A 25,199-nucleotide genomic window follows, 5' to 3' on the forward strand; every position below is an offset into this window, starting at 1 on the left:
GGCAGGTCCGGTCAGCGCAGCCAGGGCAGGTCCGCGCCCGCGTCCTGCGGCTGCAGTCCCTCGGCGACGATCTGCATGATCTCGCCGAGGGACTGCTGCTGTTCGGGGGTGAGCCGGTCGAACAGGGCATGGCGCACGGCGGCGACATGGCCGGGAGCGGTGCGCCGCAGCACCTCGTTCCCCTCGTCGGTCAGGACCGCGAACTGGCCCCGCTTGTCCGAGGGGCAGTCCTCGCGGCGCACCCAGCCGTTCTTCTCCAGGCGGGCGACGGCGTGCGAGAGCCGGGAGCGCGTGATCTTCATGTTCTTGGCCAGCTCGGTCATCCGCAGGCGGCGGCGCGGTGCCTCGACGAGCTGGACGAGAAGGCCGTAGTAGATGTGCGGCATGCCCGCGTCGCGCTGCAGCTGACGGTCGAGATGGTCCTCGAGCAGCGTCGTGGCGTGCAGGTAGGCGCGCCAGACGCGCTGCTCCTCATCGGAGAGCCAGCGGGGTGCCTCGGCGCTCTGCGGTGGACGGTCGAGGGCGGCTGCGGATGTGGGGAGAGTGCTCATGTGTCCACTCTACGAGCCTGCTACTTGAACATTGAACGAATTGCACGGCGTGCCCGTGGGGCGTAACTTGAAAGTTCAAGTGATGGTTGGTCGGCAGGCCGCCCGACCGCCGCCGACAGGTCGCACGACCGGTGAGGAGCCGCCGCCATGTCCGCTGCCGCCTCGAGCAGGATGCCCGCCCCCCAGGATGCGAAGGCCGGCTCCGCGCCCGCCGCCTCGGGGCGCATGCCCGCGCTGTACCTCAGCCACGGTGCCCCGCCGCTCGCCGACGACCCCGTCTGGCCCGGTCAGCTCGCCGCGTGGGCCGCCTCGCTGCCCCGCCCGAAGGCCGTCCTCATGGTCTCCGCCCACTGGGAGGAGGCGCCGCTCGCTCTCGGAGCCACCCGGACCGTCCCCCTGGTCTACGACTTCTGGGGCTTCCCCGAGCGCTACTACCAGGTGACCTATCCCGCCCCCGGCGCCCCCTGGCTGGCCGACAGCGTGCGCAAGCTGCTGCGCGCCCCCGGCGTGCCGGTGCAGGATGTGCCGGACCGCGGCCTGGATCACGGCGCCTACGTCCCGCTCGCCGAGATGTTCCCCGCCGCCGACGTCCCGGTCCTGCAGGTCTCCATGCCCACCCTCGAACCGGCCCGGCTCATGGAGATCGGCCGCAGGCTGGCGCCGCTGCGCGACGAGGGCGTGCTGATCGTCGGCTCGGGTTTCTTCACCCACAACCTGGCTGCCCTGCGTCATGCCGGGGAAGGTGTGCCCAGCTGGTCGTCCGAGTTCGACGACTGGGGGCGGCAGGCCCTCCAGGCCCGCGACTGGGACGCCCTGCTGAACTTCCTGGACCGCGCACCCGCCGGCCGGTACGCCCACCCGCGCACCGAGCACTTCGCCCCGCTGTTCGTGGCCATGGGTGCCGCCGAGGCCGGCGGGGGGCTGGACGCGCCGGAGTCGGTGATCGACGGCTTCTGGATGGGGATGGCCAAGCGGTCGGTGCAGTTCGGCTGAGGGGTGTCGTCCGGGGATGTGGGGGTGCGGGGGCCTCGGGTGTGTCGGGTGTGGGATGCGGAGTGCGGGGTGCGGGGGTGTGGAGAGGGCGCGCGGGGGTGCGGGGTGCGGGGTGTGGGGTGCCGGGTCCGGAGGCATGGCGGAGGTGGAACGGCAAGGTTCGGCAAAATGGTGCGCAGAGTTCCCCAAACGTCCGGGTTTGCGGCAATCTGTCCGGGTGGGCTTGTCCCGGCGTCCCGCCGAGAGGGGCTGTGCCCGGGGTGAGGGCCGGGGTCGCGTACCGGCGGCACGGCTCGCGCCTGGGTCCGGTTCCTCGCTGCTCGCCCGCACCCGAGGTGCCCCCGGGGTGCGCTGCCGTTCAGTGCCGTCAGTGCGCTTCCGTCGTGGGTGGCGCGGGGGCATGGCGCGGGGCTGCGGCGTCCTGTGACGCGGGTCTCATGTCCGGGGTGCCGGGCGAGATCGTTCCGGGATCGCCGGGAAGTCCGGCCTGTGTCCTGACCTGGGGATCCGGGCTCGTTCGCGTGGTGTACGGCGCGGTGTGGCGGGACAGGGTACTGCATGATCAGAAAAGTTGCGGGTCAGGTTGGGAATTCTGTCCTGATTCCAGTCGTTGTTTCCCTCGGATGCCGGGCACCCGAGGGCAGTTCCCAGCAACGTGCCGAGCGCGTCCCAAGGACCACCTGCTGACCCACCATCGCAAGGGAGCACGCATGGCAACCCGTGCCGTCGCCCGTCGTCAGTCCGCCGCCGGCGAGACGGTCGACGCGGCAAGCAGTGTTCGCGCCCAGAGCGGCGAGATCGCCGATCGCGACCTGGTCGGCATGTACCTCGACGAGATCGCGCGCACACCGCTGCTGGACGCCGCCAAGGAGGTCGAGCTTTCCCAGGTCATAGAGGCGGGTGTGTACGCGCGGCAGATTCTCGACGGGTACGAGGAGTCCTCGGTGGACGCCACCCGGGAGGAACTCGAGGCACTGGTCGCCGAGGGTGAGCGCGCCAAGGACGTCTTCATCCGGTCTAACTTGCGTCTGGTGGTGGCCGTGGCCCGCCGGTACCCGCGCAGCGGGCTGCCGCTGCTGGATCTGATCCAGGAGGGCAACGCGGGTCTGGTGCGTGCGGTGGAGAAGTTCGACTACCGCAAGGGCTTCAAGTTCTCCACCTACGCCACCTGGTGGATCCGCCAGGCGATCACGCGGTCCATCGCGGACCAGTCCCGCACCATCCGGCTGCCCGTCCACCTGGTGGAGGAGCTGGGCCGCATCCGCCGGGTGCAGCGCGAGTTCAACCGCGAGCACGGCCGCGACCCGGAGCCCCAGGAGATCGCCGCCGAGCTGGGCTCCACCCCGGAGCGCGTCTCCGACGTGCTGGACTGGGCCCGTGACCCGGTCTCGCTGAACATGTCGGTCGACGACGAGGGCGAGACCCAGTTCGGGGATCTGCTGGAGGACACCTCCGCGGTGTCGCCGGAGCAGTCGGTGATGACGCTGCTGCGCAGCGAGGAGCTGGACGACCTGATCGGCCGCCTCGACCAGCGCACGGCCTCCATCATCAAGATGCGCTACGGCATCGAGGACGGCCGTGAGCGCACGCTCACCGAGGTCGGCAAGGAGCACGGCCTCACCCGTGAGCGGATCCGGCAGATCGAGAAGCACGCCCTGCTGGAGCTGAAGAAGCTGGCCCGCGACACCGGCTTCGACGCCGCCGCCTGACGCGGACCCGCCCGAGTGGACGTGATCCGGCCCGGCCCCCGGCCGTGGCCGGCACTCCCCCGCGGCGGCCGGGACCTGGACTTTCGGCACAACGCCTCTCGTGCGCCCGCGCGCGACCGGTGGTGAAAGACGGCGCAAACATGGCCGTCCCGCCCTGCTTCAAAGGCCCGTCACCCGGGAACAACCCAGCTGACACACCCCGCCGAACCAGGCACCCATCGCACCACGTCGCACCATGTCGCACCGCTGAACGATCCGCGGGCCGGGTGCGTCCCCTGCGGGCACACCCCGGTCCGCGCGGCGGACGGGCGGGCGCGCGGGCCCCGCACCCCGGGGCCTCGCAAAGGCGTCCGTTACGCCGCCGCACACCGCACCGACCGCGAGCCGGCCGTCCCCCCCTGCACGGCCGGCCCACGCACCAGGTCCCGACGCTCTCCCCCGGCGCCGGGACCCTTCCCGAGCCGGGTCTGGCGCCTTCCCCCCCGGGCGCCGGTCCCGGCTCCCTTCGTTTCCCTTCCGTGTCCCTTCGTCGCGGGCGCCCGTGTGGCTCCTGGCGTGTGGCTCCTGGCGTGTGGCTCCGTGCGCATGCCTCCTTCGGTGCGGGGCGTCCGGTGTGTGCCGGCGTCGGCCCCTTGTCGCGCGGCCGCGATGCTCATGACCGGGCCGGGCCGCGCCCGGATCATGCCCGAACCTGTTTACTTCTCCGCTCTCCCGTCGTAGCCTCCCGGGAAACCACACGTTCGGGCATACGGTCGGAGGTAAACGGACATGTATGCGCCGGAGCGGCAGCAGGAGATCCTGCGGCTGGCCCGGGAGAGCGGCCGGGTGGATGTCGTCTCGCTGGCCGAGGTGTTCCAGGTGACGGCGGAGACCATCCGCCGCGACCTGAAGACCCTGGACCGGGCCGGGCTGCTGCGCCGGGTGCACGGCGGTGCCATCCCGGTCGGCCGGCTGGACTTCGAGCCGGACCTCAGCGAGCGGGAGGCGACCGCGGCCGACGAGAAGGACCGCATCGCCAAGGCGGCCCTGGCCGAGCTGCCCGCCGACGGCACGGTGATCCTGGACGCCGGCAGTACCGTGGCCCGCCTGGCCGCCGCCCTGCCGCTGGACGCCGGCCTCACCGTCGTCACGCACTCCCTGCCCATCGCGGCCCGCCTGGCCGACCACCCCGGCCTGCAGCTCCACCTCGTCGGCGGGCGGGTGCGGCACCGGACCCGGGCGGCCGTGGACGCCTGGGCGCTGCGCGCCTACGGCGAGATCCGTGCCGACGTCGCGTTCGTCGCGGCCAACGGTTTCTCCGCCGAGCACGGGCTGACCACCCCCGACCTCGCCGAGGCCGCCGTCAAACGCGCGGCCGTCGCCGCCGCTCGCCGGGTGGTGCTGCTCGCCGACTCCTCCAAGCACGGCCAGGAGCACTTCGCCCGCTTCGGCGCACTGAGCGACGTGCACGTGCTCGTCACCGACAGCGGGCTGAGCCCCGAGGACGCCGCGGCCGTCGAGCGCGCCGGCACCCAGGTGGTGCGCGCATGATCGTCACCGTCACCCCGAACCCGTCGCTGGACCGCACCTACGAGGTGCCCGCCCTGGACCGCGGAGAGGTGATCCGGGCGGTCGCCGAGCGGGTGGACCCGGGCGGCAAGGGCGTCAACGTCTCCCGGGCCGTCGCGGCCGCCGGACGGCGCACGGTCGCCGTACTGCCCCTGGGCGGCGCGCCCGGCGCGCTCGTCGCCGACCTGCTGCATGCCCAGGGCATCGAGGTCGCCCCGGTGCCCGTCGCCGGGGCCACCCGTTCCAACATCGCGCTCGCCGAGTCCGACGGCGTCCTGACGAAGATCAACGCACCGGGCCCGGAGCTGTCCGGGCAGGAGCAGGAGGCGCTGCTGGAGACCGTGCGGCGGTGCTCGCGCGGGGCGGACTGGATCGCCTGCTGCGGCAGCCTGCCCCGTGGACTCGCCCCCACCTGGTACGCCGACCTGGTCGCACGGGCGCACGCGGCGGGCGCACGGATCGCCCTGGACACCTCCGGACCCGCCCTGCGCGCCGCCCTGCGCGAGGGCCCGGACGTGGTCAAGCCGAACGCCGAGGAACTCGCCGAGGCCGTGGGCCGCCCCCTGGCGACCGTGGGCGACGCAGTGAAGGCCGCCGAGGAACTGCGCGGGCTCGGCGCCCGTGCCGTCCTGGCGAGCCTGGGCGCCGACGGCCAGCTGCTGGTGGACGATGCGGGCGCCTGGCACGGCAGCGCACCCGTGCGAGCCGTCCGCAGCGACGTCGGCGCGGGGGACGCCTCGCTGGCCGGTTTCCTGATCGCCGGCGGCACCGGTCCCGAGGCGCTCGCCTCGGCCGTCGCCCACGGTGCCGCCGCCGTCCAGTTGCCCGGCAGCGTGATGCCGTCCCCCGGCGACCTGGATCCGGCGGCGGTCACGGTGACCGCCGAGGTGCCCATGGACCGCCCCCTGACACAGCCCGCGGCATGACCACCGGCGGTCGGCCGCCCCGTCCCGCCCCTTGTCTCCGCCCCCGCCCCACCCCCGCCCGGCCTCACCGGACGACACGCGTGCGAAGGAGCCCGCGATGAGCGAGATGATCACCGCGGACCTGGTCGACCTCGACCTGTCCGCCGACAGCAAGCAAGCAGCGGCCCGCTCGCTCGCCGGACGGATGGCGGCGCTGGGCCGGGTGACGGACCTGGACGGATTCCTCGCGGACGTGGCCGCCCGTGAGGCACAGGCGCCGACCGGTCTGGACGGTGGCATCGGCATCCCGCACTGCCGCAGCACCCATGTCACCGAGCCGACGCTCGCCTTCGGACGCAGCGCCGCCGGGATCGACTTCGGCGCCCCGGACGGCCCCGCCGACCTGGTGTTCCTGATCGCCGCCCCGGCCGGCGCCGACGACGCCCACCTGACGATTCTGTCCGCACTGGCCCGGCGGCTGATGGACGCCGACTTCACCGCCGCGCTGCGCTCGGTGCGCCACCCGGCGGCCGCGGCGGCCCTCATCCGCGGCGACCGGGCGCCGGAGCCCGCCGCGGACAGCACGGAGGGCGCGGAAAGTACGGACGATACGGAAGGTACGGAAGGCAAGGCAGGCAAGGAAGACAAGGCAGGCAAGGAAGGCACGGAGGGCGCCGGCGGCGCGGTGGAGGCTGTCGGCTCGCCTGCGAGCACGGCCGCCGACGGCCGGCCCTCGGACGGGACCTCGGACGAGCGCGCGGGCTCCGGGGGCGAGGCCGCCGGGCCGCCCGTGTTCCGGATCGTCGCCGTCACCTCCTGCCCCACCGGCATCGCGCACACCTACATGGCGGCCGAGGCGCTGGAGAACGCCGGACGGGCGGCGGGCGTCGAGGTGGTGGTCGAGACCCAGGGATCGGCCGGCTTCACCCGGCTCGACCCGGCCGTGATCGCGGCCGCGGACGGGGTGATCTTCGCGCACGACGTCCCCGTGCGGGACAAGGACCGCTTCGCCGGGAAACCCACCGTCGACGTCCGGGTCGCCGCGGGCATCAACCGGCCCGGCGAACTCATCGACGAGGTACGGCGCAAGGCGGCACGCGGCGAGACCACTCCGGCCGCCGCACACGCTGCGGGAGCCGGCGGGGCTGGGGCCGGCACTCCGGTGGAGCGGAGCGGGGAACGCGGCGACGGCTACGGCACCAAGCTGCGCACCTGGCTCATGTCCGGCGTCAGCTACATGGTTCCCTTCGTCGCGGCGGGCGGCCTGCTGATCGCGCTCGGTTTCGCGATCGGCGGCTACCGGATCGACAAGGCGCCCTCGGTCGTGGACCACTTCGTGTGGACGCAGGCCGGCAGCTGGGCGGCGCTGCTGTTCCAGATCGGTCAGGTCGCCTTCGCCTTCCTCGTCCCCGTCCTGGCCGGTTACATCGCCTACGGCATGGCCGACCGCCCCGGCCTCGTGCCCGGGTTCGTCGGCGGCTCGGTCGCGCTCACCGTCGACGCCGGTTTCCTCGGCGGCCTCGCGGCCGGCCTCATCTCCGGCGGCGTGGTGATGGCCGTTCAGCGGGTGCGCATCCCTGCGGTGATGCGCGGCATCATGCCGGTGGTGGTGATCCCGCTGCTCTCCTCCGCGGTGACCGGCTTCCTGATGTTCGTCGTCATCGGCAAGCCCATCGCCACCGCGCAGCGGGCGATGACCGACTGGCTGAGCGACCTCACCGGCACCAACGCCGTCCTGCTGGGCGCCCTGCTCGGCCTGATGATGTGCTTCGACCTCGGCGGGCCGGTCAACAAGGTCGCCTACACCTTCGCCACCGCGGGCATCGCCGTGTCCGACCCGTCCGGAAGCGCGATGAAGATCATGGGCGCGGTGATGGCGGCGGGCATGGTGCCGCCGCTGGCGATGGCCCTGGCCACGACCGTGCGCGGGCGGCTGTTCAACCGCACCGAACGCGAGAACGGCAAGGCCGCCTGGGTGCTGGGCCTGTCCTTCATCACCGAGGGCGCCATTCCGTTCGCCGCGGCCGATCCGTTGCGCGTCATCCCCTCGGCGATGGCCGGTGGCGCGGTCACCGGCGCTCTGTCGATGGCCTTCGGCGCCACGCTGCGCGCCCCGCACGGCGGCATCTTCGTGGTCCCGCTGATCGGCAACCCGCTGCTGTACCTGGTCGCCATCGCCGCAGGTGTCGTCACGACCACGGCCCTGGTGATCGTGCTGAAGACACTGCGCAGGCCCGCACCGGACGCCACGGCAGGCGCCTCCGGGGCGACCATCGGTCAGGAGGACTCCGCCGACGTCGCGCAGCCGGTGACGGTGTGACGCGAAGGCGGCCCACGGCGGTGGTGCGGAGACCGCTCACGGCGGTGGTGCGGAGACCGCTCACGGCGGTGGTGCGGAGACCGCTCACGGCGGTGCTGCGGAGGCGGCACACGGCGGGGACGTGGTGACGGTGTACGGCGGTGGCGCGGAGGCGGCCCACGGCGGGGACGTGGTGACGGTGTACGGCGGTGGCGCGATGGCGGCGCACCGCGGTGCCGCGGTGACGGTGCCCGGCGGCGACGCGGCGACGGTGTGACGGACGGCACGCCGGGCTGTCCCTTTGCGGTGCTGTGAGTAGTTCACGTCACCTGCGATGTACGTCACGATCCTGGGTTGTCGTCCCGAATCGTGGTGTTCACTGGAGACATGCCTGCGCATGTCTCGCTCCTGCTGTTGTTCGGTGTGGTGCTGCCCGCCGCGCTGGTCCTCTTCTGTGCGGTCGGACTGGCCGGTTACCGGTTCGGTCTCCGTCTCGAGATACGCCACAGGCATCCCGGAGGCATCGTCCGACCCGTCCTGCCGGCCCAGCGCCGGGCCGGACCGCACCGCGAGTACGTGGACCTCACCCCGGCCGAGCGGGCCGCCTTCGCGGGCCTGGCGCGGCAGCTCGGCGAGGGGTACTGACCTCGCGGGGACGGCGGCACCGGCCCGGCCCGCCGTCCCGTCGGCCGGGGCCGTCCTCCCGCACGGCCCCGGCACCGCTCACGGCACCTGCGCCGCCCTGCGCTCCATGGCGTTCCGGGCGGCGTCCTCCGTCTCGTAGACCTCGCACATGTGCCGGCCGTCGGGGGTCGCGGTGTGCTCCACCTCCCACAGGGTCAGCTCCCTGCCGCCGTCCAGCAGGAACGCGTGCGCGTAGAGCGAGAAGCGCAGCCCGGGCCGGGACGTGCGGGAGGGGCGGCCGAACGCCTGCGTGATCCGGTGTCCGGCCGCCGCCGCCAGCAGGGCCGAGATCTCGGCGCCGGGCCGGTCGGCGTTCTCCGCCCGCCGCAGCAGCCGGCGCGCGTGGTCGGCGGAGTTCTCCCTGATGTAGGCGGGCCGCATCCTGGGCACGACGGACAGCTGTGTCAGCGCCGCGAGGTCCAGCGCAGGGGTGTCGGGCGGGAGCGGCAGCCGCTCGGTGGCGGTGCGCAGTTCCTCCTCGTCGACGTACACCTCGTGCTGCGGCTCCGCGCCGGGCACGGTGGTGTGCACGAGTTCCCAGAGGGTGAGTGCGGACCCGTCGGCCAGCAACCAGGTGTGGCGGTAGGTCTCGCGGCGCAGCCCCGCACTGTGCAGCGCGGAGTGCAGCGAGCCGTCGTAGGCCAGGGCGCACTCCAGACGCCGTATCGTCTCGTCGGGCAGCTCGAAGGAGTTCAGCGCGCGGCCCAGAAGCCGCGTGAGATGGTCCTCGGGGGACTCGGGCGACCGTTCCGGCTCCTGCGCCGTCTCGTACGGAACGCTCAAGGCATCTCCTGGCGTTGCTGCATGTCACCTGATGGGTGCATACCGTAGTCCTCGGCCCCGCCTCATGTCCGGGAACCGGGGAAACATGATGCGGAGAAACGGACGGGCCGCGCGAGGAATTCCCGCGCGGCCCGGAACGGCTGAAATCCGCTGCTCAGCGGCTTGTTCACAGTGTTTCGAGGGGGACTTGCGCGATCTGTGGTGCGCGCCTCAGACGGCGCTGCCCGCGGTCCACTCGCTCCACGGCATGTTCCAGCCGTTGAGTCCGTTGTCCGGGGTGACCGTCTTGTCGGGGGAGTTCTTGACGATCACGACGTCGCCGATGAGGGAGTGGTCGTAGAACCACTTGGCGGGGGTGTCGCCCTGGGTGCCCTGCACGTCGCGCATGCCGACGCAGCCGTGGCTGGTGCCCTCGCGGCCGAAGGGCGGATTGCCCTTGTTGTACCAGTAGTTGCCGTGGATGAAGGTGCCGGAGGTGGTCAGGCGCATCGCGTGCGGCACGTCCGGGATGTCGTACTCGCCGCCGAGACCGACCGTCTGGCTGTTCATGCGGGTCTGCGCGAACTTCTCCGAGATCACCATCTGGCCGTTGTAGGTGGTGTGCTGGGGGCTGCCCGTGGAGACCGGGATGGTCCTGACGGTCTTCCCGTCCCGCACGACCGTCATGGTCTGGGTGTTCGCGTCGACCGTGGAGACCTGCGAACGGCCCACGGTGAAGGTCACCGTCTTCTTCTGCACGCCGAAGATGCCGGGGGCGCCCTCCACGCCGTCCAGGTCGATCTTCACCGTGACCTTGGAGCCGGCCTTCCAGTACTCCTGCGGGCGGAAGTCGAGGCGCTGCGCGTTGAACCAGTGCCCCACCACCTGCTGGCCGCTGCTGGAGGTGACCGAGATGTGCGACTGCACGGCCTTCTTGTCGGTGATGGCCTTGTCGAACGTGAACGACACGGGCATGCCGACGCCGACCGTCGTGCCGTTGTCCGGCGTGTAGGTGCCGATGTAGCTGTGGTCCGTGGTGACGGTGGTGAAGATGGAGTTGGCGGCTGCGGGCCGGCCCTCGGCGTCCTTCGCCTGCGCCGAGATCCGGTACTTGGTGCCGCGCTCCAGCTGCTCCTTCGGCTTCCACGTCGTGCCGTCCGCCGACAGGGTGCCGGGCACGGTCTCGCCGGAGTCCGCCTCGGTCATCGTCACCTCGGTCAGCTTGCCGCCGCTGACCTTCACGCCGGTGGTGTTGATGGACGCGCCGGTCGAACCGTCCTCGGCCGAGATGGTGATACGGGCTTCGGAGGTCTTGGCGGTGTCCTTGCCCCCTTCGTCGGCCGTGGCGTCGCCGCCGCAACCGGTCAGGGTGAGGGTGCCGACCACCAGGGCGGCACAGGCCCCCAGGAGGCGCCGCGCTGTTATGTCGGACCGTGTCACGGGCTGCTCCAGATTCGGTGTGAGGTCATGATCGGCTGCACTGCGTAGGTGAAGAGGCGGCCGGTCCCCCCACGGTTCCGCCGGAAGCCGCCACGAAGGGCACGCGTGACGAAACTGCGACAATCCCGATGTGACGCCCCGTCGGTTCGCCGGTCCGCAGGGCTCGCCACGGGGATGCTCCGCGCAGCCGCCTTCCGGCCGGCCGCCCGGACGGGAAACCCGCGGTGCGCGGCGGACGCCGCCTGGAGCGGCCCGGCCGCGTCCACGGGACTCACCGCCGTACCGACGGCGGGGTCCCGCCGTCAGCGGGATCCCACCGTCACTGGGGGCCCGTACCGTCACCTGGGCCCGTACAGCTCCTCGTACGCCGGCCAGACGCCGCCCGGCCCGTCCACCGACTCGGCGGCACGGACCGCGTTGACGATCGCGCGGGTGACCGTGTCCGCGCCCGCCGCGAGGACGTCGTTCAGCGCCAGGGGCTGCTCCCCGTCCAGCGGGCGTGCGCCGGTGGCCAGGGCGAAGACGGTGTCGCCGTCGTTGAGCAGATGCACCGGACGCACGGCTCGTGCGATGCCGTCGTGCGCGGTGCCCGCCAGCTTCTGGGCCTGCGCCTTCGACAGGGCCGCGTCGGTGGCGACCACGGCGAGCGTGGTGTTCAGCGGCGGAGTGGTCTGCCGTGCGGCCACCTCGGCGAGACGGCGGCGCGCGGCCTGGTGCACCCGCGGGGCGGGACGCTCCACCCGGCCCTGGAACAACTCCCCGTACAGCACACCCGTCTCCGGGTCCAGCGCCGAGCCGGCCGCGTTGGCCACCACCAGCGCCGCCACGGTGACGCCCGAGTCGAGCACGGTGCTCGCGGTGCCCACCCCGCCCTTGACGGAGCCGACGACCGCCCCGGTCCCCGCACCCACGCATCCCTGCGCGACGCGCCCGCCCGGCTCGCTCGCGGCGGCCGCCTCCACCGCCTGACGCCCCGTCGCCGCGTCCGGCCGGGCCCGGAAGTCACCGCCGCGGCCCAGGTCGAAGACGCAGGCGGCGGGCACGACCGGGACCACCTCGCCGGGACGGGGACCGACGCGTATCCCGCGCCCCTGTTCCTCCAGCCACGCCATCACCCCCGACGCGGCGTCCAGCCCGTAGGCGCTGCCCCCGGTGAGGACGACCGCCTCCACCGTCCGCACCAGGTTGCGCGGATCGAGGGCGTCGGTCTCCTTGGTGCCGGGCCCGCCGCCGCGCACGTCCACCGCGGCGACCGCGCCGCCCGGCGGCGCCAGCACGACCGTCGTCCCGGTGAGCCAGCCGTCGCCCCGGCGCGTGGCGTGCCCCACCCGCAGACCGGCGACATCCGTCAGAGCGTCCACTGTCATGCGGCCGAGTCTGCCCGGGGGCGCGGCCACGGGGAACGAAGGAGCGCGTTCCTGCTCCCGGCGTGGCGCGGTGGTACGGGGCGTCCGGTCCGCACGAGGGCCGGGGCGTGTGCGACGCCGGGGGACGGGGAGGGGAGGAGCAGGTCGTGGCGGCGGTGGGAGGTGCAGGCCGAGGCGGCGGTGGGAGGTGCAGGTCGTGGCAGCGGTGGGAGGTGCGGGCCGCGCCGACGGTGGGAGGTGCGGCCGCCGGCCGCCGCGAACTGTGCACCTTCAGCCGTCCGGTACTGCCCTCGGGTACCTGGTCATCCCGCGGCAGGCCGTGTACGCAGGAAGTCCGCCACTCGACACGACCTTCGAAGGCCCTCATGCACTCCCAAGAGAACATTCGTCAGCCTGCCGTCGGCGGGGGCCGGGCTCCGGCCCGCGTACCGTCCAGGGCCCGGTCCGGTGGTGGTGATCCCTGGGGCCTGCACGCCCTGCAGCGCGCAGCGGGCAACGCCGCGGTCGTGCAGATGCTCCGCCGGGCCGGCCATCCGGGGGCGGAGCAGCATCAGCACAGTGCGCATTGCGGCCACCAGGACACCGGGCTGCGGGCGGTGCAGCGCGCTCCCGCGGACTTCGACGCCATGGACGCGCAGGACGAGTACTCCGACGCCGAGTACGTGGGCCTCGACTATGAGTCCGACGCGTATGAGGAGGACCAGGCCAGTTTCGACAGCAAGGCGAACCGGTACCGGCGCGAGACGTCCGAGACTCCGCAGCCCGCGGTCGGCTTCGGCCAGAGCCGTCTGGGAGCACTGCCCGGTCTGGTGAAACCCATGCGCCAGGACGCGAAGGGCCGTGCACTGCCGCCGGTGAAGTACCGCACGGACAACGAACCGCTCTACCGTTACGACACCCGCGGCCCGGATGTGATCTTCGCGGAGGGGTTCGCCCCCCGGAGCGACAAGCTTCCCCGCAGCCTCAGGCTCTATCAGAAGATCCTGCACAGCGGGGAGAACGGCACGGCGTTCGTGAGCACCAGCCGTTCGCCCGGCGACTACATCCCGGAGTGGGCGAAGCAGTCCAACGGCGACGCCTTCCGCTACGTGATCAACGCACCGGGCGGGATCGACCTCGTGGCGACGCTGGGGACGACCTCGTTCGTCGAGCAGCAAGAGGTGATCTTCTGGAAGGGGATCCGCCCGGAGTACATCGACCGCGTCGAGGTCCTCGACTCCAGCAAGAACGTCAAGCAAGTCCTCAGGCGGACCGATTGGCAGAATCCGGACCGCATGGACCTGGACTGATCCGTCACCGTCGGGCACGGTGCGGATGCTCGGCGTCGTGCCGCCCGAGGAATCCGCGGCGGTCCCGGCCCTCGAGGTGCGGTCCGTCATCGCGAAGCTGCGCGGAGGGCGGCGCGCGCCGATGTGCGGTCGTGGCAGGAAGGCGTGAGCGGGGCCGCCGGGTGGCGTGTCGTCATGGGGAGTGCGCGCCTCGGCGGACGGCCGGCTCGGCTGCGCCGACTCGCGAGCCCGAGTCAGGAGGCTCTGTCCGGGCGGCCCGGCCGGCGTCACACGCTCGCCGTGTCCATCGTGAGTGATCTCCGGGCACTGTCCTGCCGTCCGCCCGGGCTGCGAGGACTCGCAGACTTTCCGGGCGTCACGGTCCGATCGCGTCGAAGTGGGACGTTTCGTCCCTGGCTTCCTCGCCGCACCGGGAGGAAGATCGATGCCCCATTCGGTGCAGCGGAGGGACAGCATGACCGCGAACCAGGCCAGGGGAACGGCGTGGGAGACGGTGGCCGTCGAAGGCCGTACGACGAGCGAGGCTCGGGCGGGATCCGGGGGAATCGTCCGGAAGGTCCAGGCCTCGGACGCCGTGGCAGCGTGCGACCGGCAGATCGGCGAGCACCCCCACAGGGCCGCCGACGCTGTTCCGTGTCGGGAGGTCGTCCGGTGACCGAGCCTGTGCGTCATCCCGGCCCCGTCGTCGTGCTCCCGCTGGACAGCTGGCTGTACGAGGCACGGCCGGCCGCCGGATGCCGGACGTGCGAGGAAGCGGCACGGGCGCTGGAAGCGGCCAAGCGCGCCGGCAAGGCGTGGGAACGGTTCGAGGCGGCGCGAACGATCCGCCGTCACCCGCACGACCAGAGCAGCCCGAGCGGCCGGAGCACGTGACCGAGCACATGACCGAGGCGTGGGGAGCGCGCAGGCGGACGGCTCGGGAGGGTCGCCGCCAGGCCGGCCGGTCCCGTCGCCCCGGGAGTGCCCGGCAGCGAGGTCCGGGGTCCGGAGGCATGTCTCCCGGGACGGCCGCATCCGCCGGTGACCGTACCCTGGAGGCATGAGCACCGCCTCTCCGTCGCCCGACCCGAAGAACGCGCTGATCTTCGACGACCCGCTGGACCAGCAGTCCAGCGACGACACCGACCGGGGCTGGGGCGAGCGCCCGGACGGGGACGCGGCGGCCGACCTCAAGCGCTTCCTCGACGAGAAGCCGCCCCACCACCTGTGACGCCGGCCGACCACGTCCGCGAGAACCGGGTCTAGCGCCGCTCGTACTCCGCGTCGCGGCGCTGGGCGACCAGCTCGTCGCGGATCTCCTTGAGCAGCTGCAGCTCGGTCTCCTCGACGACCTCCTGCGCCTCGCTCTGCGCCGCCTCCTTGGCCTTCTTGCGGGCCTCCTGCCGGGCCAGGACCTTGGCCATGGGCAGCACCATGAGGAAGTAGACCACCGCCGATGTGATCAGGAACTGCAGGGTGGCGCCGAGGACCGAGCCCCACATGATCTGGATGCCCTTGTCGCCCTCGCAGGAGACGCTCAGGCACGAGCTGTAGTGGTCGAGGTTCTGGGTGCCGATCGCGCCGACGACCGGGTTGATCATGCCCTTCACCACCGCGTCGACGATGTTGGTGAAGGCCGCACCGACCACGACCGCGACGGCCAGGTCGACGACGTTCCCCCGCATCAGGAAGGCCTTGAAGCCCTGCCAGATCGACGGGTCCTTCTTCGCGCTCATGGGGCGCCACTCCTCGGACAAGCAGGTTGTGGAACAAACAGCTCGGCAACCTACGGCTCACCACAGGACCACCGCCAATCGGGCCGTCGCGCCCGCCCGGGCCAGATCGGCCGCTCCGTCCCGCGGGACGTCCAGACAGACCAGCGCACCGTCCCCGTTGCCCCCGTCACCGACCGCGTCCGCCGGAACGGAGGGGGCGGGGGTGCGCGGCGAGCCGGCGTCCGTGTCCCGGACGAGATCGGGCTCGTTCCCCGGAACTCGGCTGACCTGCGCCCCGCGTGCGACCACGTGCGCCGTGCCGACCTGTGCCAGGTCGTCCGAGTCGTCCACGGCGACGACGTCCACCCGGTCGCCCGGCCGCAGCAGCCGGGCAACGGCCGCGTCGGCGAGGCGGACGGGCACGGTGGCCGTCGGACCGGCGGCGTCCCCGGTGCCGGTGCGGTGACCGTCCCCGCCGGTCAGGCGGACGCGGCCGTCGTGGGCGTCCTGGTCACCCTGCCCGGCGGTGCCGTCGGACGGTGCGGCGGCCGTCTGCTCCGGCTGCCCGCGGGCCGGGGTGCCGTGCGGCGGATCCGGGGTGCTCACCGGTGCGGCCGCGATCAGCGTGGCGGCGGTGACCGCCAGCCCGGCCGCCAGGAGGCGTCCGCGGTGCCGCACGAGCCGATACAGCCCGTACCGTGCGCCGCGCACGCGCACCGGCGGGAAGTGGGGCACCTCGCGGGTGGGCGGGCAGTCGGCACCGGGAGGCGGGACGGAGACGGGAGGGACGGACGCGGATGAGGGGGCAGAGGGGGAGACGGCGGGGGAGACGGTGGGAGGGGCGGACAGGGGCGGGGTGTGCGGGGGCAGGTACGCGGGTGGCGTGGACATCGGCGTGGACGATGCGGACAGCGATGCGGACAGCGGCATGGACATGGGCGGCACCACCTGTGGCTGCGTCGGTGTGGACGGGGTTCGTGCAGCCACGATGAGGCATCGCGCCCACGGCCGTTGGAGCCTGTGTCCTACGCACAGGTTGTGGACAACTCCGTCACCGGAACGTGGACTTCCGCAGGTCCTGCCGCCTGTGCCACGAGCTCCGCTTCTCCCGCCGCCCGCTGACGCAAGGCCTCAAGGCCTCAAGGCCTCACGGCCTCACGTCCCCCTGCGTCGGCTCCGCCCACCGCCGCAAGCACCGGAGACGGTGCCGTCACGGCAGCACGATGCCCGGGTCCATGCCGCCGAGGGCCTTGGTGCACAGGCAGGCGCGGTCCTCGGTGGCGGGCAGGGCGGCCACCACGTCGAAGAGCACGCCGCGCAGCCGCTCCACATTGGCGGCGAACACCTGGAGCACCTCCTCGTGCGAGACACCGTCGCCGGTCTCCGCGCCCGCGTCGAGGTCGGTGACCAGGGTCAGCGAGGTGTAGCAGAGCTCCAGCTCCCGGGCGAGTGCCGCCTCCGGGTGACCGGTCATGCCCACGACCGACCAGCCCTGCGCCCGGTGCCACAGCGACTCGGCGCGGGTCGAGAAGCGCGGCCCTTCCACCACCACGAGGGTGCCGCCGTCGACCGCGTCCCAGCCCCGCCCGCGCGCCGCCTTCAGCGCCGCCGCCCGGCCGGTCGGGCAGTAGGGGTCGGCGAGCGAGACGTGCACCACGTTCGGCACGGTGCCGTCGGGCAGCGCCACGCCGTCGAAGTAGGTCTGCTTCCGGGACTTGGTGCGGTCCACGTACTGGTCGGGGATCAGCAGCGTGCCCGGCCCGTACTGCGGCTGCAGCCCGCCCACGGCGCACGGCCCGAGGACCTGGCGCACCCCGACCGAGCGCAGCGCCCACAGATTGGCGCGGTAGTTGATGCGGTGCGGCGGAAGGTGGTGGTCGCGGCCGTGCCGGGGCAGGAAGGCCACGCGCCGGCCGCCGACCTCACCGAGGAAGAGGGAGTCGCTGGGCGCCCCGTACGGCGTGTCCACCCGGACCTCGGTCACGTCGTCCAGGAAGGAGTAGAAGCCGGATCCGCCGATGACCCCGATGTCTGCGTTCGCCATGGGAGCACAGTAGGGCCTTGCGCGGGCTTCGGCCCGGGTCGGAGGGCCGCCGGTGCCTTACCGGTCCATGACGAAACAGCGGGACGAGACGGGACCGGTGCCGAGTCCGATGCCCGACGAGGCCGACGAGTGGGATGCCCGACGAGGCCGACGAGTGGGATGCCCGACGAGGCCGATGAGAGCGATGCCCGACGAGGCCGACGCCTTACGAGACCCCGCCCGCGCACGCCCCCCTGCCAAAGCCGGAGGACCCCACCGTCGCACGACAGCGGGGTCCCGGGAAGGCTGACAGCTTGAGGCCGGGGATCAGGCGGCGGAGCTGGCCGCGGACGACTCCGAGCCGGAGGAGCTCTTGGACTTGGCCGGGTCGCTGCTCGACGAGGTGCTGCGGCTGTCGTTGCGGTAGAAGCCGGATCCCTTGAAGACGATGCCCACGGCGGAGAAGACCTTCTTCAGCCGGCCATTGCAGCTGGGGCACTCGGTGAGCGCGTCGTCGGTGAACTTCTGCACCGCCTCGAGGCCCTCGCCGCACTCGGTGCACTGGTACTGATAGGTGGGCACTGTCTTCCTCCTGGCACTCTCACTCGATGAGTGCTAACGATGCACCATAGTGACGTATTCCGTGGCCTCAGTCCACTGCGACAGAGGAGCGGTGACCGACGCCACGCGCGACGGTGCGGCCGGAAGGCGGAGGCACGAGCCGGGAACGCTGCGCCAGCAGAGTGATCAGGGCGAGCACCGTGCCGGCCATCGGGACGTAGAAACCGGAGCCGTCCCCGAGGCGGTCCTCCAGCTGTCCGGCCACCGTGACCGCGGCGGCCTGGCCGAAGGCGACCGCGCCGGTCATCCAGGTGAACGCCTCGGTGCGGGCCTCGGCCGGGACCAGCCGCTCGACCAGCGTGTAGCCGGTGACCAGGGCCGGGGCGATGCACATGCCGAGCAGCAGGCCCAGCGCGGCCAGCAGGGGCACCGTGTGCGCCGTCCACAGCGAGGAGGCGGCCACCGCGAGGGCGGTGTAGCCGACGAGCAGCCGGCGCTGCGGGGCCACCTTCCAGGCGATGGCACCGCAGACCAGCCCGGAGAGCATGTTGCCCGCGGCGAACGTGCCGTACAGCGCGCCGTTCAGGCCGGGGCGGCCGATGGACTCGGTGAACGCGGACAGCGACACCTGCATGCCGCCGAAGACCGAGCCGATGCCGAGGAAGCCCACGACCAGCACCCGCACGCCGGGCACCCGCAGGGCGGAGCCGTGTGCGGCGCGGGCGGGCCCGTGGGAGGCGGTGACCGGCGGCTGGGTGCGCTTCTGCGCGGCGAACAGCAGCCCGCCGAGCAGGGTCAGCGCGGCCTCCGTGACCAGGCCCGCGGCCGGGGCGACGGAGGTGCACAGGGCGGTGGCCAGCAGCGGTCCGAGGACGAAGGTCAGCTCGTCGGTGACGGACTCGAAGGCCGCCGCCGTGGCCATCAGCGGCGAGTCGTTCAGGACGACGCCCCAGCGGGCGCGGACCATGGGACCGATCTGCGGTACCGAGGCGCCGGTCGGCACGGCCGCGACGAACAGGGCCCACAGGGGGGCGTGGGCCAGGGCGAGCGCGGTCAGTCCCGAGGCGGCCAGGGCGTGGACCAGGACGCCGGGGAGCAGGACGGCGCGTTGCCCGTAACGGTCGGCCAGGCGTCCGCCGAACGGTGCGAACAGGGCCATGGATATGCCGGTGACGGCCGCGGTGGCGCCGGCCGCGCCGTAGGAACCGGTGGTGTGCTGCACGAGCAGCACGATGGAGAGCGTGAGCATCGCGAACGGCTGACGTGCCGCGAAGCCCGGCAGCAGGAACGTCCAGGCGCCGCGGGTGCGCAGCAGCTGCCCGTACCCCGGGCGGGCGGAAGCCGTCGTCTTCTTCGCAGGTCCGGTGCTGGTGACCGTGGATCCCACGGCCCGTGCCTTTCTGCCGCCTGGTAGCGCGGCCCCGCGTGCGGGCGCGCCGAGAGCTGTCCTCTTTGCGCTAACTGCGGTAGATACCGGCGCCCACTGCGGGGGGCGACCCGGCCGCCATACGGTCGCGCCAGCTCTGCGTCAGGCAGAGTTGGTTCGATCAAGGTGCGCCTTCATATTACCGAGGAGGCGGGAGCGTACACCTGTGAAAACGTTCACGGTGCCCGCCCCCCGCCTGCGTTCCCAGACCCTTGGCCAGAGGTGTCGGCGGCCCGCTGGGGCCTCGCGATCATCGGCCCGGGCCACATCCGGATGCCGTCCCCCTCGGGTCTCTCGACGCGGTCCTCCTCGGGTCTCTCGACGCGGTCCCCCTCGGGTCTCTCGACGCGGTCCTCCTCGGGCCCCTGACGCCGTCGGCCTCAGACCCCCTCGACGCCGTCGGCGTCGGTGTGCAGCCAGCCCGCCAGCTTGCCGCCGCGGCCGACGGCCCGCAGTCGGCGTTCCGCCGCCTCGCGGACCGGGTCGGTGGCCACCACCAGCAGCTCGTCGCCGCGCCGCAGAACGGTGCTGGGCAGCGGAACGAACGATTTTCCGTCGCGCACGACGAGGGTGACCGCGGACCCGGCGGGCAGCCGCAGCTCGTTGACCTCCACACCGTGCATCCGTGACCCCTCCGGGATGGCCACGGACAGCAGATGCCCGCGCAGCCGCTCCAGCGGCGCGGACTCGATGCCCAGGTCGGAGGCCGGCTGCTCCTCGCCGAGGCGGAGCCGGCGGGCCAGCCAGGGCAGGGTGGGGCCCTGGACGAGGGTGTAGACCACGACCAGCACGAAGACGATGTTGAAGATCCGGCCGCTGGCGTCGACGCCGTTCACCATGGGGATCGTCGCCAGGATGATGGGCACGGCGCCGCGCAGGCCGGCCCAGGACATCAGGGTCTGCTCCCGCCACGGCACCCGGAAGGGCAGCAGGCTGACCAGCACGCTCAGCGGGCGCGCGACCATGGTCAGCGCCAGGCCGATGACGACGGCCGGCAGCACGTCGTCGACCAGGTCGTGCGGGGTGACCAGCAGGCCCAGGAGGATGAACATGCCGATCTGCGCGATCCAGCCGACCCCCTCGGCGAAGCTCCGGATGGCCGGCCAGTGCGGCAGCTTGGCGTTGCCGAGCAGCACCGAGGCCAGATAGACGGCCAGGAAGCCGCTGCCGTGGGCGAGGGCTCCGGCGGCGTAGGCGGTCACCGCGATGGCCATCACGGCGATGGGGTACAGACCGGAGGCCGGCAGGGCGACGCGTTTCAGGCCCCAGGATCCGAGCCAGCCCACCGCGAGGCCGACGGCCGCGCCGATGGCCAGTTCCAGGGCTATCTCACCGATCAGGACGTACCAGTGCTCCACCGGGCCGGTGGAGGAGAAGGCGACGACCAGGATGACCACCGGGGCGTCGTTGAACCCGGACTCCGCCTCCAGCGTGCCCGTCACCCGCGCGGGCAGGGGGACCCGGCGCAGCACCGAGAAGACGGCGGCCGCGTCCGTGGAGGACACCACCGCTCCGACGATGAGGGCCTGGCGCCAGCCCAGGCCGACGAGATAGTGGGCGCCGACCGCGGTGACGCCGACGCTCACCGCGACCCCGAGCGTCGCCAGCACGGCGGCGGAGGGAAGGACCGGCCGGACCTGTTTCCACTTGGTGCCCAGACCGCCCTCGGCGAGGATCACCACGAGGGCCGCATAGCCGATGAGCTGGGTGAGTTCGGCGCTGTCGAAGCGGATGTGACCCAAGCCGTCCGCGCCCAGGAGGATGCCGATCCCCATGTAGACGAGCAGGCTGGGCAGCCCGCTGCGCGAGGAGACCCGCACCGCCGCCACGGCGAGGAGCAGGGTGAGGGAGCAGGCGAGCAGGAGCTGGTTGAGGTGCTGAACAGTCAGTGGCGGGTCCTTCCCCGAGGTCTCCCCGTGTGTGCGATAAGCCGGTTGTGTGCGATAACCCTGTTTCTCCGTGTGTCTGGTGGATGGAGATGTATCTGATGGTCTGAGACGTGTCCGATGGATCGGAGCCGCCTGGCGGGTCGAGTCGTCCGGTCGAGTCGTCCGATAGGGCGAGTGTCCGGGATGTCCGCGCGCCCGGTGTCCGTTCGGGGCGGAAGTTCCGGCTTCCACCCTTCCAAATTACTTCATTACCTTACCTAACTCTTGACCCAATCGTGACGCTCCGCACCCTGCGTCGCGGCGCCCGTCCGCCCCTGGATCCGACTCCGCGTCAAGCGGGACGGCGTCCTGCGCCTATCGTTGCTCCAGCACTCCAGTACCGCCTGCCGCTCGCGTTAGGACAGCAAGGACAGCGATGCCCCCCAACACCACCGCCTCAACGGGTGACAAGCCCGGCAAGTCCGGCAGGAAGAAGGGGCGAAAAGCCCGACTCATCGTGCTCGTGCTGGTGCTGGCCGTCATCGGAGGCATCGCCTACGGCTCCTACTGGTCGGTCAGCACCGTGCGAGCCTCCTTCCCGCAGACCGAGGGCACGATCACCGTTCCGGGCCTGTCGGGGCCGGTCGACGTGAAGCGGGACGGCTACGGCGTCCCGCAGATCTACGCCGACAGTCCCGAGGACCTGTTCATGGCCCAGGGCTTCGTCCAGGCCCAGGACCGGTTCTACGAGATGGACGTGCGCCGGCACATGACCGCCGGGCGTCTGTCGGAGATGTTCGGCAAGAGCCAGGTCGACAACGACGCCTTCCTGCGCACCCTGGGCTGGCACCGGATCGCCCAGCAGGAGTACGACAAGAAGCTGTCGGACTCGACCAAGAAGTACCTCCAGGCCTACACCCGGGGAGTCAACGCCTACCTCAAGGACAAGAAGGCCGAGGACATCTCCCTGGAGTACGCGGCGCTGGGCTTCACCAGCCACTACACGCCCCAGCCGTGGACCCCGGTCGACTCGGTGGCCTGGCTGAAGGCCATGGCCTGGGACCTGCGCGGCAACATGCGCGACGAGATCGACCGCGCCCTGATGACCAGCCGCCTGGGCCCCCAGCAGATCAAGGACCTGTACCCGGACTACCCGTACAGCCGTAACAAGCCGATCGTGACGGAGGGCCAGTACGACGCGCTGGCCCAGGCCTTCGAGGCGGGCGGAAGCGACTCGTCCTCCGGCTCCGGCACGGGCCTGTCCTCCGGGACCGGCCTCGGCGGCGCCGGAGGCGGCACGACCGGCACCGGCATGGGCACGGCCGGCACGGGCATCACCGGCGGCGTCCCGGCCGGCGGCACCACGGGCTCCGCCGGCTCCGGCCTGCAGAGCCAGCTGCTCGGCCTGCGCACCGTGATGCAGGACCTGCCCACCGCCGTCGGCATCAACGGCAGCGGCATCGGCTCCAACTCGTGGGTCGTCGCCGGGAAGTACACCATCACCGGCAGGCCGCTGCTGGCGAACGACCCGCACCTGTCGCCCTCGCTGCCGGGCGTGTGGTACCAGATGGGCCTGCACTGCCGCACCGTCTCGGCCAAGTGCCCCTTCGACGTCACCGGCTACACCTTCGCCGGCATGCCCGGCGTGGTCATCGGCCACAACCAGGCCATCGCCTGGGGCCTGACCAACTCCGGTGTCGACGTCACCGACCTGTACCTGGAGAAGATCAGCGGCGACGGCTACCTGCGCGACGGCAAGACGCTGCCGTTCCGCACCCGCGAGGAGACCATCAAGGTCGCCGGCGGCGCGTCCAAGCGCATCGTCGTCCGGGAGACGCAGGACGGCATGCCGCTGCTGTCGGACCGGGACGACGAACTGGTCCAGGTCGGCAAGAAGGCGACCGTGGACACCGTGGCCCCCGACCGCGGCGACGGCTACGCCGTGGCCCTGAAGTGGACCGCGCTGGAGCCGGGCACCACCATGGACGCCGTCTTCGCCATCGACCGGGCGACGGACTTCAGCGAGTTCCGTGAGGCGGCCGCGCTGTTCGACGTGCCCTCGCAGAACCTGATCTACGCGGACACCAAGAACAACATCGGCTACACGCTGCCCGGCCGGATCCCGATCCGCGCCGAGGGCGACGACGGCTCGATCCCGGCGCCGGGCTGGGACTCGAAGTACGACTGGACCGGCTACATCGAGCAGGACGAGCTGCCGTACGAGTACAACCCGAAGCGCGGCTACATCGTCACCGCCAACCAGGCCGTCGTCGCCCCGGACACGTACCCGTACACGCTCACCACGGACTGGGGCTACGGCACCCGCAGCCAGCGGATCACCGATCTGATCCAGTCCAAGATCGACGGTGGCGGCAAGATCTCCACCGACGACATGCGTCAGATGCAGATGGACAACAGCAGCGAGATCGCCAAGCTGCTCGTGCCCATGCTGCTGAAGATCGACATCGACGACACGGACGTCCGCCAGGCGCAGAAGCTGCTGGAGGGCTGGGACTACACCCAGGACCCCGACTCGGCGGCGGCCGCCTACTTCAACGCGGTCTGGCGCAACATCCTCAAGCTGGCCTTCGGCGACAAGCTCCCCAAGGAGCTGCGGGTCGAGGGTGAGTGCCTGTGGGTGGAGCCGGCCGACAAGACCGGCCCGGTGGACGACACCTCCAAGGTCCGTGAGTGCGGTGAGCGCGCCCCCGACCAGGCGCAGCCCGACGGCGGCGACCGCTGGTTCGAGGTCGTGCGCAACCTGGTCGAGAAGCCGAACAGCGACTGGTGGAAGGCCCCGGCCTCCGGCACCCGTCCCAAGGCCGACAACCGCGACCAGCTGTTCAAGCGCGCCATGATCGACGCCCGCTGGGAGCTGACCGCCAAGCTCGGCAAGGACATCGACACCTGGAACTGGGGCCGGCTGCACCGCCTGTTCCTGAAGAACCAGACCCTGGGCACCGAGGGACCCGGCTTCCTGCAGTACATCCTCAACCGGGGTCCGTGGAAGCTCGGCGGCGGCGAGGCGGCGGTCGACGCCACCGGCTGGAACGCCGCCGGCGGCTACGACGTGGTGAACGTGCCGTCCATGCGGATGGTGGTCAACCTCGCCGACCTCGACAAGTCCAAGTGGATCAACCTCACCGGCGCCTCCGGGCACGCCTACAGCGCCCACTACACCGACCAGACCGACCTGTGGGCCAAGGGCGAGCTGCTGCCCTGGTCGTACTCGTCGAAGGCGGTGGACCAGAGCACGCACGACACCCTGGTGCTCAAGCCGTGAGGCACTGACCGGCCCGGACGGCACCGGATGCGAGGACGAGGGGCTCTCCACCCGTGGGTGGAGAGCCCCTCGTCGTATCCCGTGCCCGGTGCCGGGCGGTACGCAGGGCCGGCCGGGTGCGTCCGCGGGCTCAGCCCTGCCCGGTGAAGCGGCGCACCCCGCTCGGCGTCACCACCGCCTGCACCGGCCGGTCGTGCGGCTGGTCCGGCACCCGCGCCACGACCTCGCCGTCGTACAGCAGCACGACCAGCGCCGGACGGACCCCGGCCGTCTCCAGCCGGGCCAGCACCCGGTCGTAGGAGCCGCCGCCGCGCCCCAGCCGCATGCCGCGCGTGTCGACGGCGACGCCGGGCAGCAGCACCACGTCCGCCTCCGTCACCGCCTGCGGCCCCAGATGCGGTCCTGCGGGCTCCAGCAGCGCCATCCGCCCGCCGTGCCGGACCCGGGCGAGCGAGTCCCGGCCGGCGTAGACGCCCCAGTCCAGGTCGTTGTCGGGCAGCAGGGCGGGCAGCAGGACCCGCACGCCCCGCGCGCGCAGCGCGTCGAGCAGCGCCAGGGTGCCCGGTTCGGCGCCCACGGAGACGTACGCCGCGACCGTGCGCGCCTGCGCCAGTTCGGGCAGCGCGAGCGCCTGCCGGGCCAGCGCCCGCTCCGCCTCACGCAGCTCGTCCGCGCCGAGCGCCTCGCGTGCGGCGAGCAGGCCGCGGCGCAGCTCTCGCTTGGCGGACCGTGCCGCCTGTCCGGTCTCGCTCACGGCCACCACCGTGCCTTTCCCGCGCCGCCTCCGCGCGCCCGAC

General features: G+C 72.3%; 22 protein-coding genes. 11 read left to right on the top strand and 11 right to left on the bottom strand.

From position 1 onward, the window contains the following. Nucleotides 1-11 precede the first annotated feature (11 nt). A complete protein-coding gene (locus tag OG899_RS15525) occupies nt 12-551 on the bottom strand; it encodes a MarR family winged helix-turn-helix transcriptional regulator (protein ID WP_125500815.1) in 540 nt (179 codons plus the stop codon). 225 nt (nt 552-776) lie between these two features. On the opposite strand from OG899_RS15525, the gene OG899_RS15530 reads away from it, so the two are divergent. The 7 genes from OG899_RS15530 to OG899_RS15560 all read left to right on the top strand — a co-directional run bounded on the left by OG899_RS15530 (nt 777) and on the right by OG899_RS15560 (nt 8,650). Next, complete coding sequence (locus OG899_RS15530) at nt 777-1,544, top strand: dioxygenase (RefSeq protein ID WP_125500818.1); 768 nt, start codon at nt 777-779, stop codon at nt 1,542-1,544. 710 nt (nt 1,545-2,254) lie between these two features. Continuing rightward, a complete protein-coding gene (locus OG899_RS15535) occupies nt 2,255-3,253 on the top strand; it encodes an RNA polymerase sigma factor RpoD/SigA (protein WP_125500832.1) in 999 nt (332 codons plus the stop codon). Nucleotides 3,254-4,021: 768 nt separating this feature from the next. Beyond that, entirely contained in the window at nt 4,022-4,783 is a 762-nt protein-coding gene (locus OG899_RS15540) for a DeoR/GlpR family DNA-binding transcription regulator (protein WP_125500831.1), read from the top strand. Continuing rightward, on the top strand, nt 4,780-5,727 hold the full coding sequence (gene pfkB, locus OG899_RS15545) for a 1-phosphofructokinase (RefSeq protein ID WP_189427787.1): 948 nt from the start codon (nt 4,780-4,782) through the stop codon (nt 5,725-5,727). The genes OG899_RS15540 and pfkB overlap by 4 nt, the downstream gene beginning before the upstream one ends. Nucleotides 5,728-5,824: 97 nt before the next feature. After that, nucleotides 5,825-8,026: a fructose-specific PTS transporter subunit EIIC gene (locus OG899_RS15550; protein WP_406311062.1), complete on the top strand. Its 2,202-nt coding sequence runs from the start codon at nt 5,825-5,827 to the stop codon at nt 8,024-8,026. A gap of 121 nt (nt 8,027-8,147) precedes the next feature. Next, nucleotides 8,148-8,282 (top strand): hypothetical protein, encoded by a 135-nt coding sequence (locus OG899_RS15555; RefSeq protein ID WP_260604089.1) that lies wholly within the window; start codon nt 8,148-8,150, stop codon nt 8,280-8,282. Nucleotides 8,283-8,392: 110 nt separating this feature from the next. Next, a complete protein-coding gene (locus tag OG899_RS15560) occupies nt 8,393-8,650 on the top strand; it encodes a hypothetical protein (protein ID WP_125497877.1) in 258 nt (85 codons plus the stop codon). Between the two features lie 78 nt (nt 8,651-8,728). Here the strand turns inward: OG899_RS15560 and OG899_RS15565 are convergent, their stop codons facing one another. From OG899_RS15565 to OG899_RS15575, 3 genes are all read right to left on the bottom strand, one after another. Further along, a complete protein-coding gene (locus OG899_RS15565) occupies nt 8,729-9,472 on the bottom strand; it encodes a DUF6227 family protein (RefSeq protein WP_125497878.1) in 744 nt (247 codons plus the stop codon). A gap of 210 nt (nt 9,473-9,682) precedes the next feature. Next, nucleotides 9,683-10,891, bottom strand: a complete 1,209-nt coding sequence (locus OG899_RS15570) for an Ig-like domain-containing protein (RefSeq protein ID WP_356849140.1) — start codon at nt 10,889-10,891, stop codon at nt 9,683-9,685. A gap of 338 nt (nt 10,892-11,229) precedes the next feature. Then, nucleotides 11,230-12,258: a P1 family peptidase gene (locus OG899_RS15575; RefSeq protein WP_125497880.1), complete on the bottom strand. Its 1,029-nt coding sequence runs from the start codon at nt 12,256-12,258 to the stop codon at nt 11,230-11,232. A gap of 512 nt (nt 12,259-12,770) precedes the next feature. On the opposite strand from OG899_RS15575, the gene OG899_RS15580 reads away from it, so the two are divergent. From OG899_RS15580 to OG899_RS15590, 3 genes are all read left to right on the top strand, one after another. Then, a complete protein-coding gene (locus OG899_RS15580; protein WP_373296709.1) occupies nt 12,771-13,547 on the top strand; it encodes a hypothetical protein in 777 nt (258 codons plus the stop codon). Nucleotides 13,548-14,198: 651 nt separating this feature from the next. Further along, nucleotides 14,199-14,420, top strand: a complete 222-nt coding sequence (locus OG899_RS15585) for a hypothetical protein (protein ID WP_125497882.1) — start codon at nt 14,199-14,201, stop codon at nt 14,418-14,420. A gap of 166 nt (nt 14,421-14,586) precedes the next feature. Beyond that, nucleotides 14,587-14,757 carry a hypothetical protein gene (locus tag OG899_RS15590; protein WP_125497883.1) on the top strand — a complete coding sequence of 57 codons (171 nt, stop codon included), beginning with the start codon at nt 14,587-14,589 and terminating at the stop codon, nt 14,755-14,757. 31 nt (nt 14,758-14,788) lie between these two features. On the opposite strand, the gene mscL is transcribed toward OG899_RS15590, so the two are convergent. The 6 genes from mscL to OG899_RS15620 form a co-directional block, all read right to left on the bottom strand. Further along, on the bottom strand, nt 14,789-15,262 hold the full coding sequence (gene mscL / locus OG899_RS15595; RefSeq protein ID WP_125497884.1) for a large conductance mechanosensitive channel protein MscL: 474 nt from the start codon (nt 15,260-15,262) through the stop codon (nt 14,789-14,791). A gap of 57 nt (nt 15,263-15,319) precedes the next feature. Further along, nucleotides 15,320-16,132: an RcpC/CpaB family pilus assembly protein gene (locus OG899_RS15600; protein WP_168131743.1), complete on the bottom strand. Its 813-nt coding sequence runs from the start codon at nt 16,130-16,132 to the stop codon at nt 15,320-15,322. A 319-nt stretch (nt 16,133-16,451) separates the two neighbouring features. Then, the gene (locus OG899_RS15605; RefSeq protein ID WP_125497885.1) at nt 16,452-17,285 is read right to left on the bottom strand and encodes an S-methyl-5'-thioadenosine phosphorylase; all 834 of its coding nucleotides are present in this window, start codon (nt 17,283-17,285) and stop codon (nt 16,452-16,454) included. A 306-nt stretch (nt 17,286-17,591) separates the two neighbouring features. Next, nucleotides 17,592-17,846: an FmdB family zinc ribbon protein gene (locus OG899_RS15610; RefSeq protein WP_125497886.1), complete on the bottom strand. Its 255-nt coding sequence runs from the start codon at nt 17,844-17,846 to the stop codon at nt 17,592-17,594. A gap of 67 nt (nt 17,847-17,913) precedes the next feature. Further along, nucleotides 17,914-19,212, bottom strand: coding sequence for an MFS transporter (locus OG899_RS15615; protein WP_125497887.1), 1,299 nt, complete (start codon nt 19,210-19,212; stop codon nt 17,914-17,916). A 419-nt stretch (nt 19,213-19,631) separates the two neighbouring features. Then, the gene (locus OG899_RS15620; protein ID WP_125497929.1) at nt 19,632-21,140 is read right to left on the bottom strand and encodes a potassium/proton antiporter; all 1,509 of its coding nucleotides are present in this window, start codon (nt 21,138-21,140) and stop codon (nt 19,632-19,634) included. A gap of 415 nt (nt 21,141-21,555) precedes the next feature. Here OG899_RS15620 and OG899_RS15625 point away from each other — a divergent pair, with 415 nt between their 5' ends. Then, a complete protein-coding gene (locus OG899_RS15625; protein WP_406311063.1) occupies nt 21,556-24,402 on the top strand; it encodes a penicillin acylase family protein in 2,847 nt (948 codons plus the stop codon). A 130-nt stretch (nt 24,403-24,532) separates the two neighbouring features. Here OG899_RS15625 and OG899_RS15630 read toward each other — a convergent pair whose 3' ends face one another. Then, a complete protein-coding gene (locus OG899_RS15630) occupies nt 24,533-25,156 on the bottom strand; it encodes a 5-formyltetrahydrofolate cyclo-ligase (RefSeq protein ID WP_125497889.1) in 624 nt (207 codons plus the stop codon). Between the last annotated feature and the right edge of the window lie 43 nt (nt 25,157-25,199).

Source organism: Streptomyces thermoviolaceus (genome assembly GCF_045209695.1).
Classification (GTDB): Bacteria; Actinomycetota; Actinomycetes; order Streptomycetales; family Streptomycetaceae; genus Streptomyces; species Streptomyces thermoviolaceus.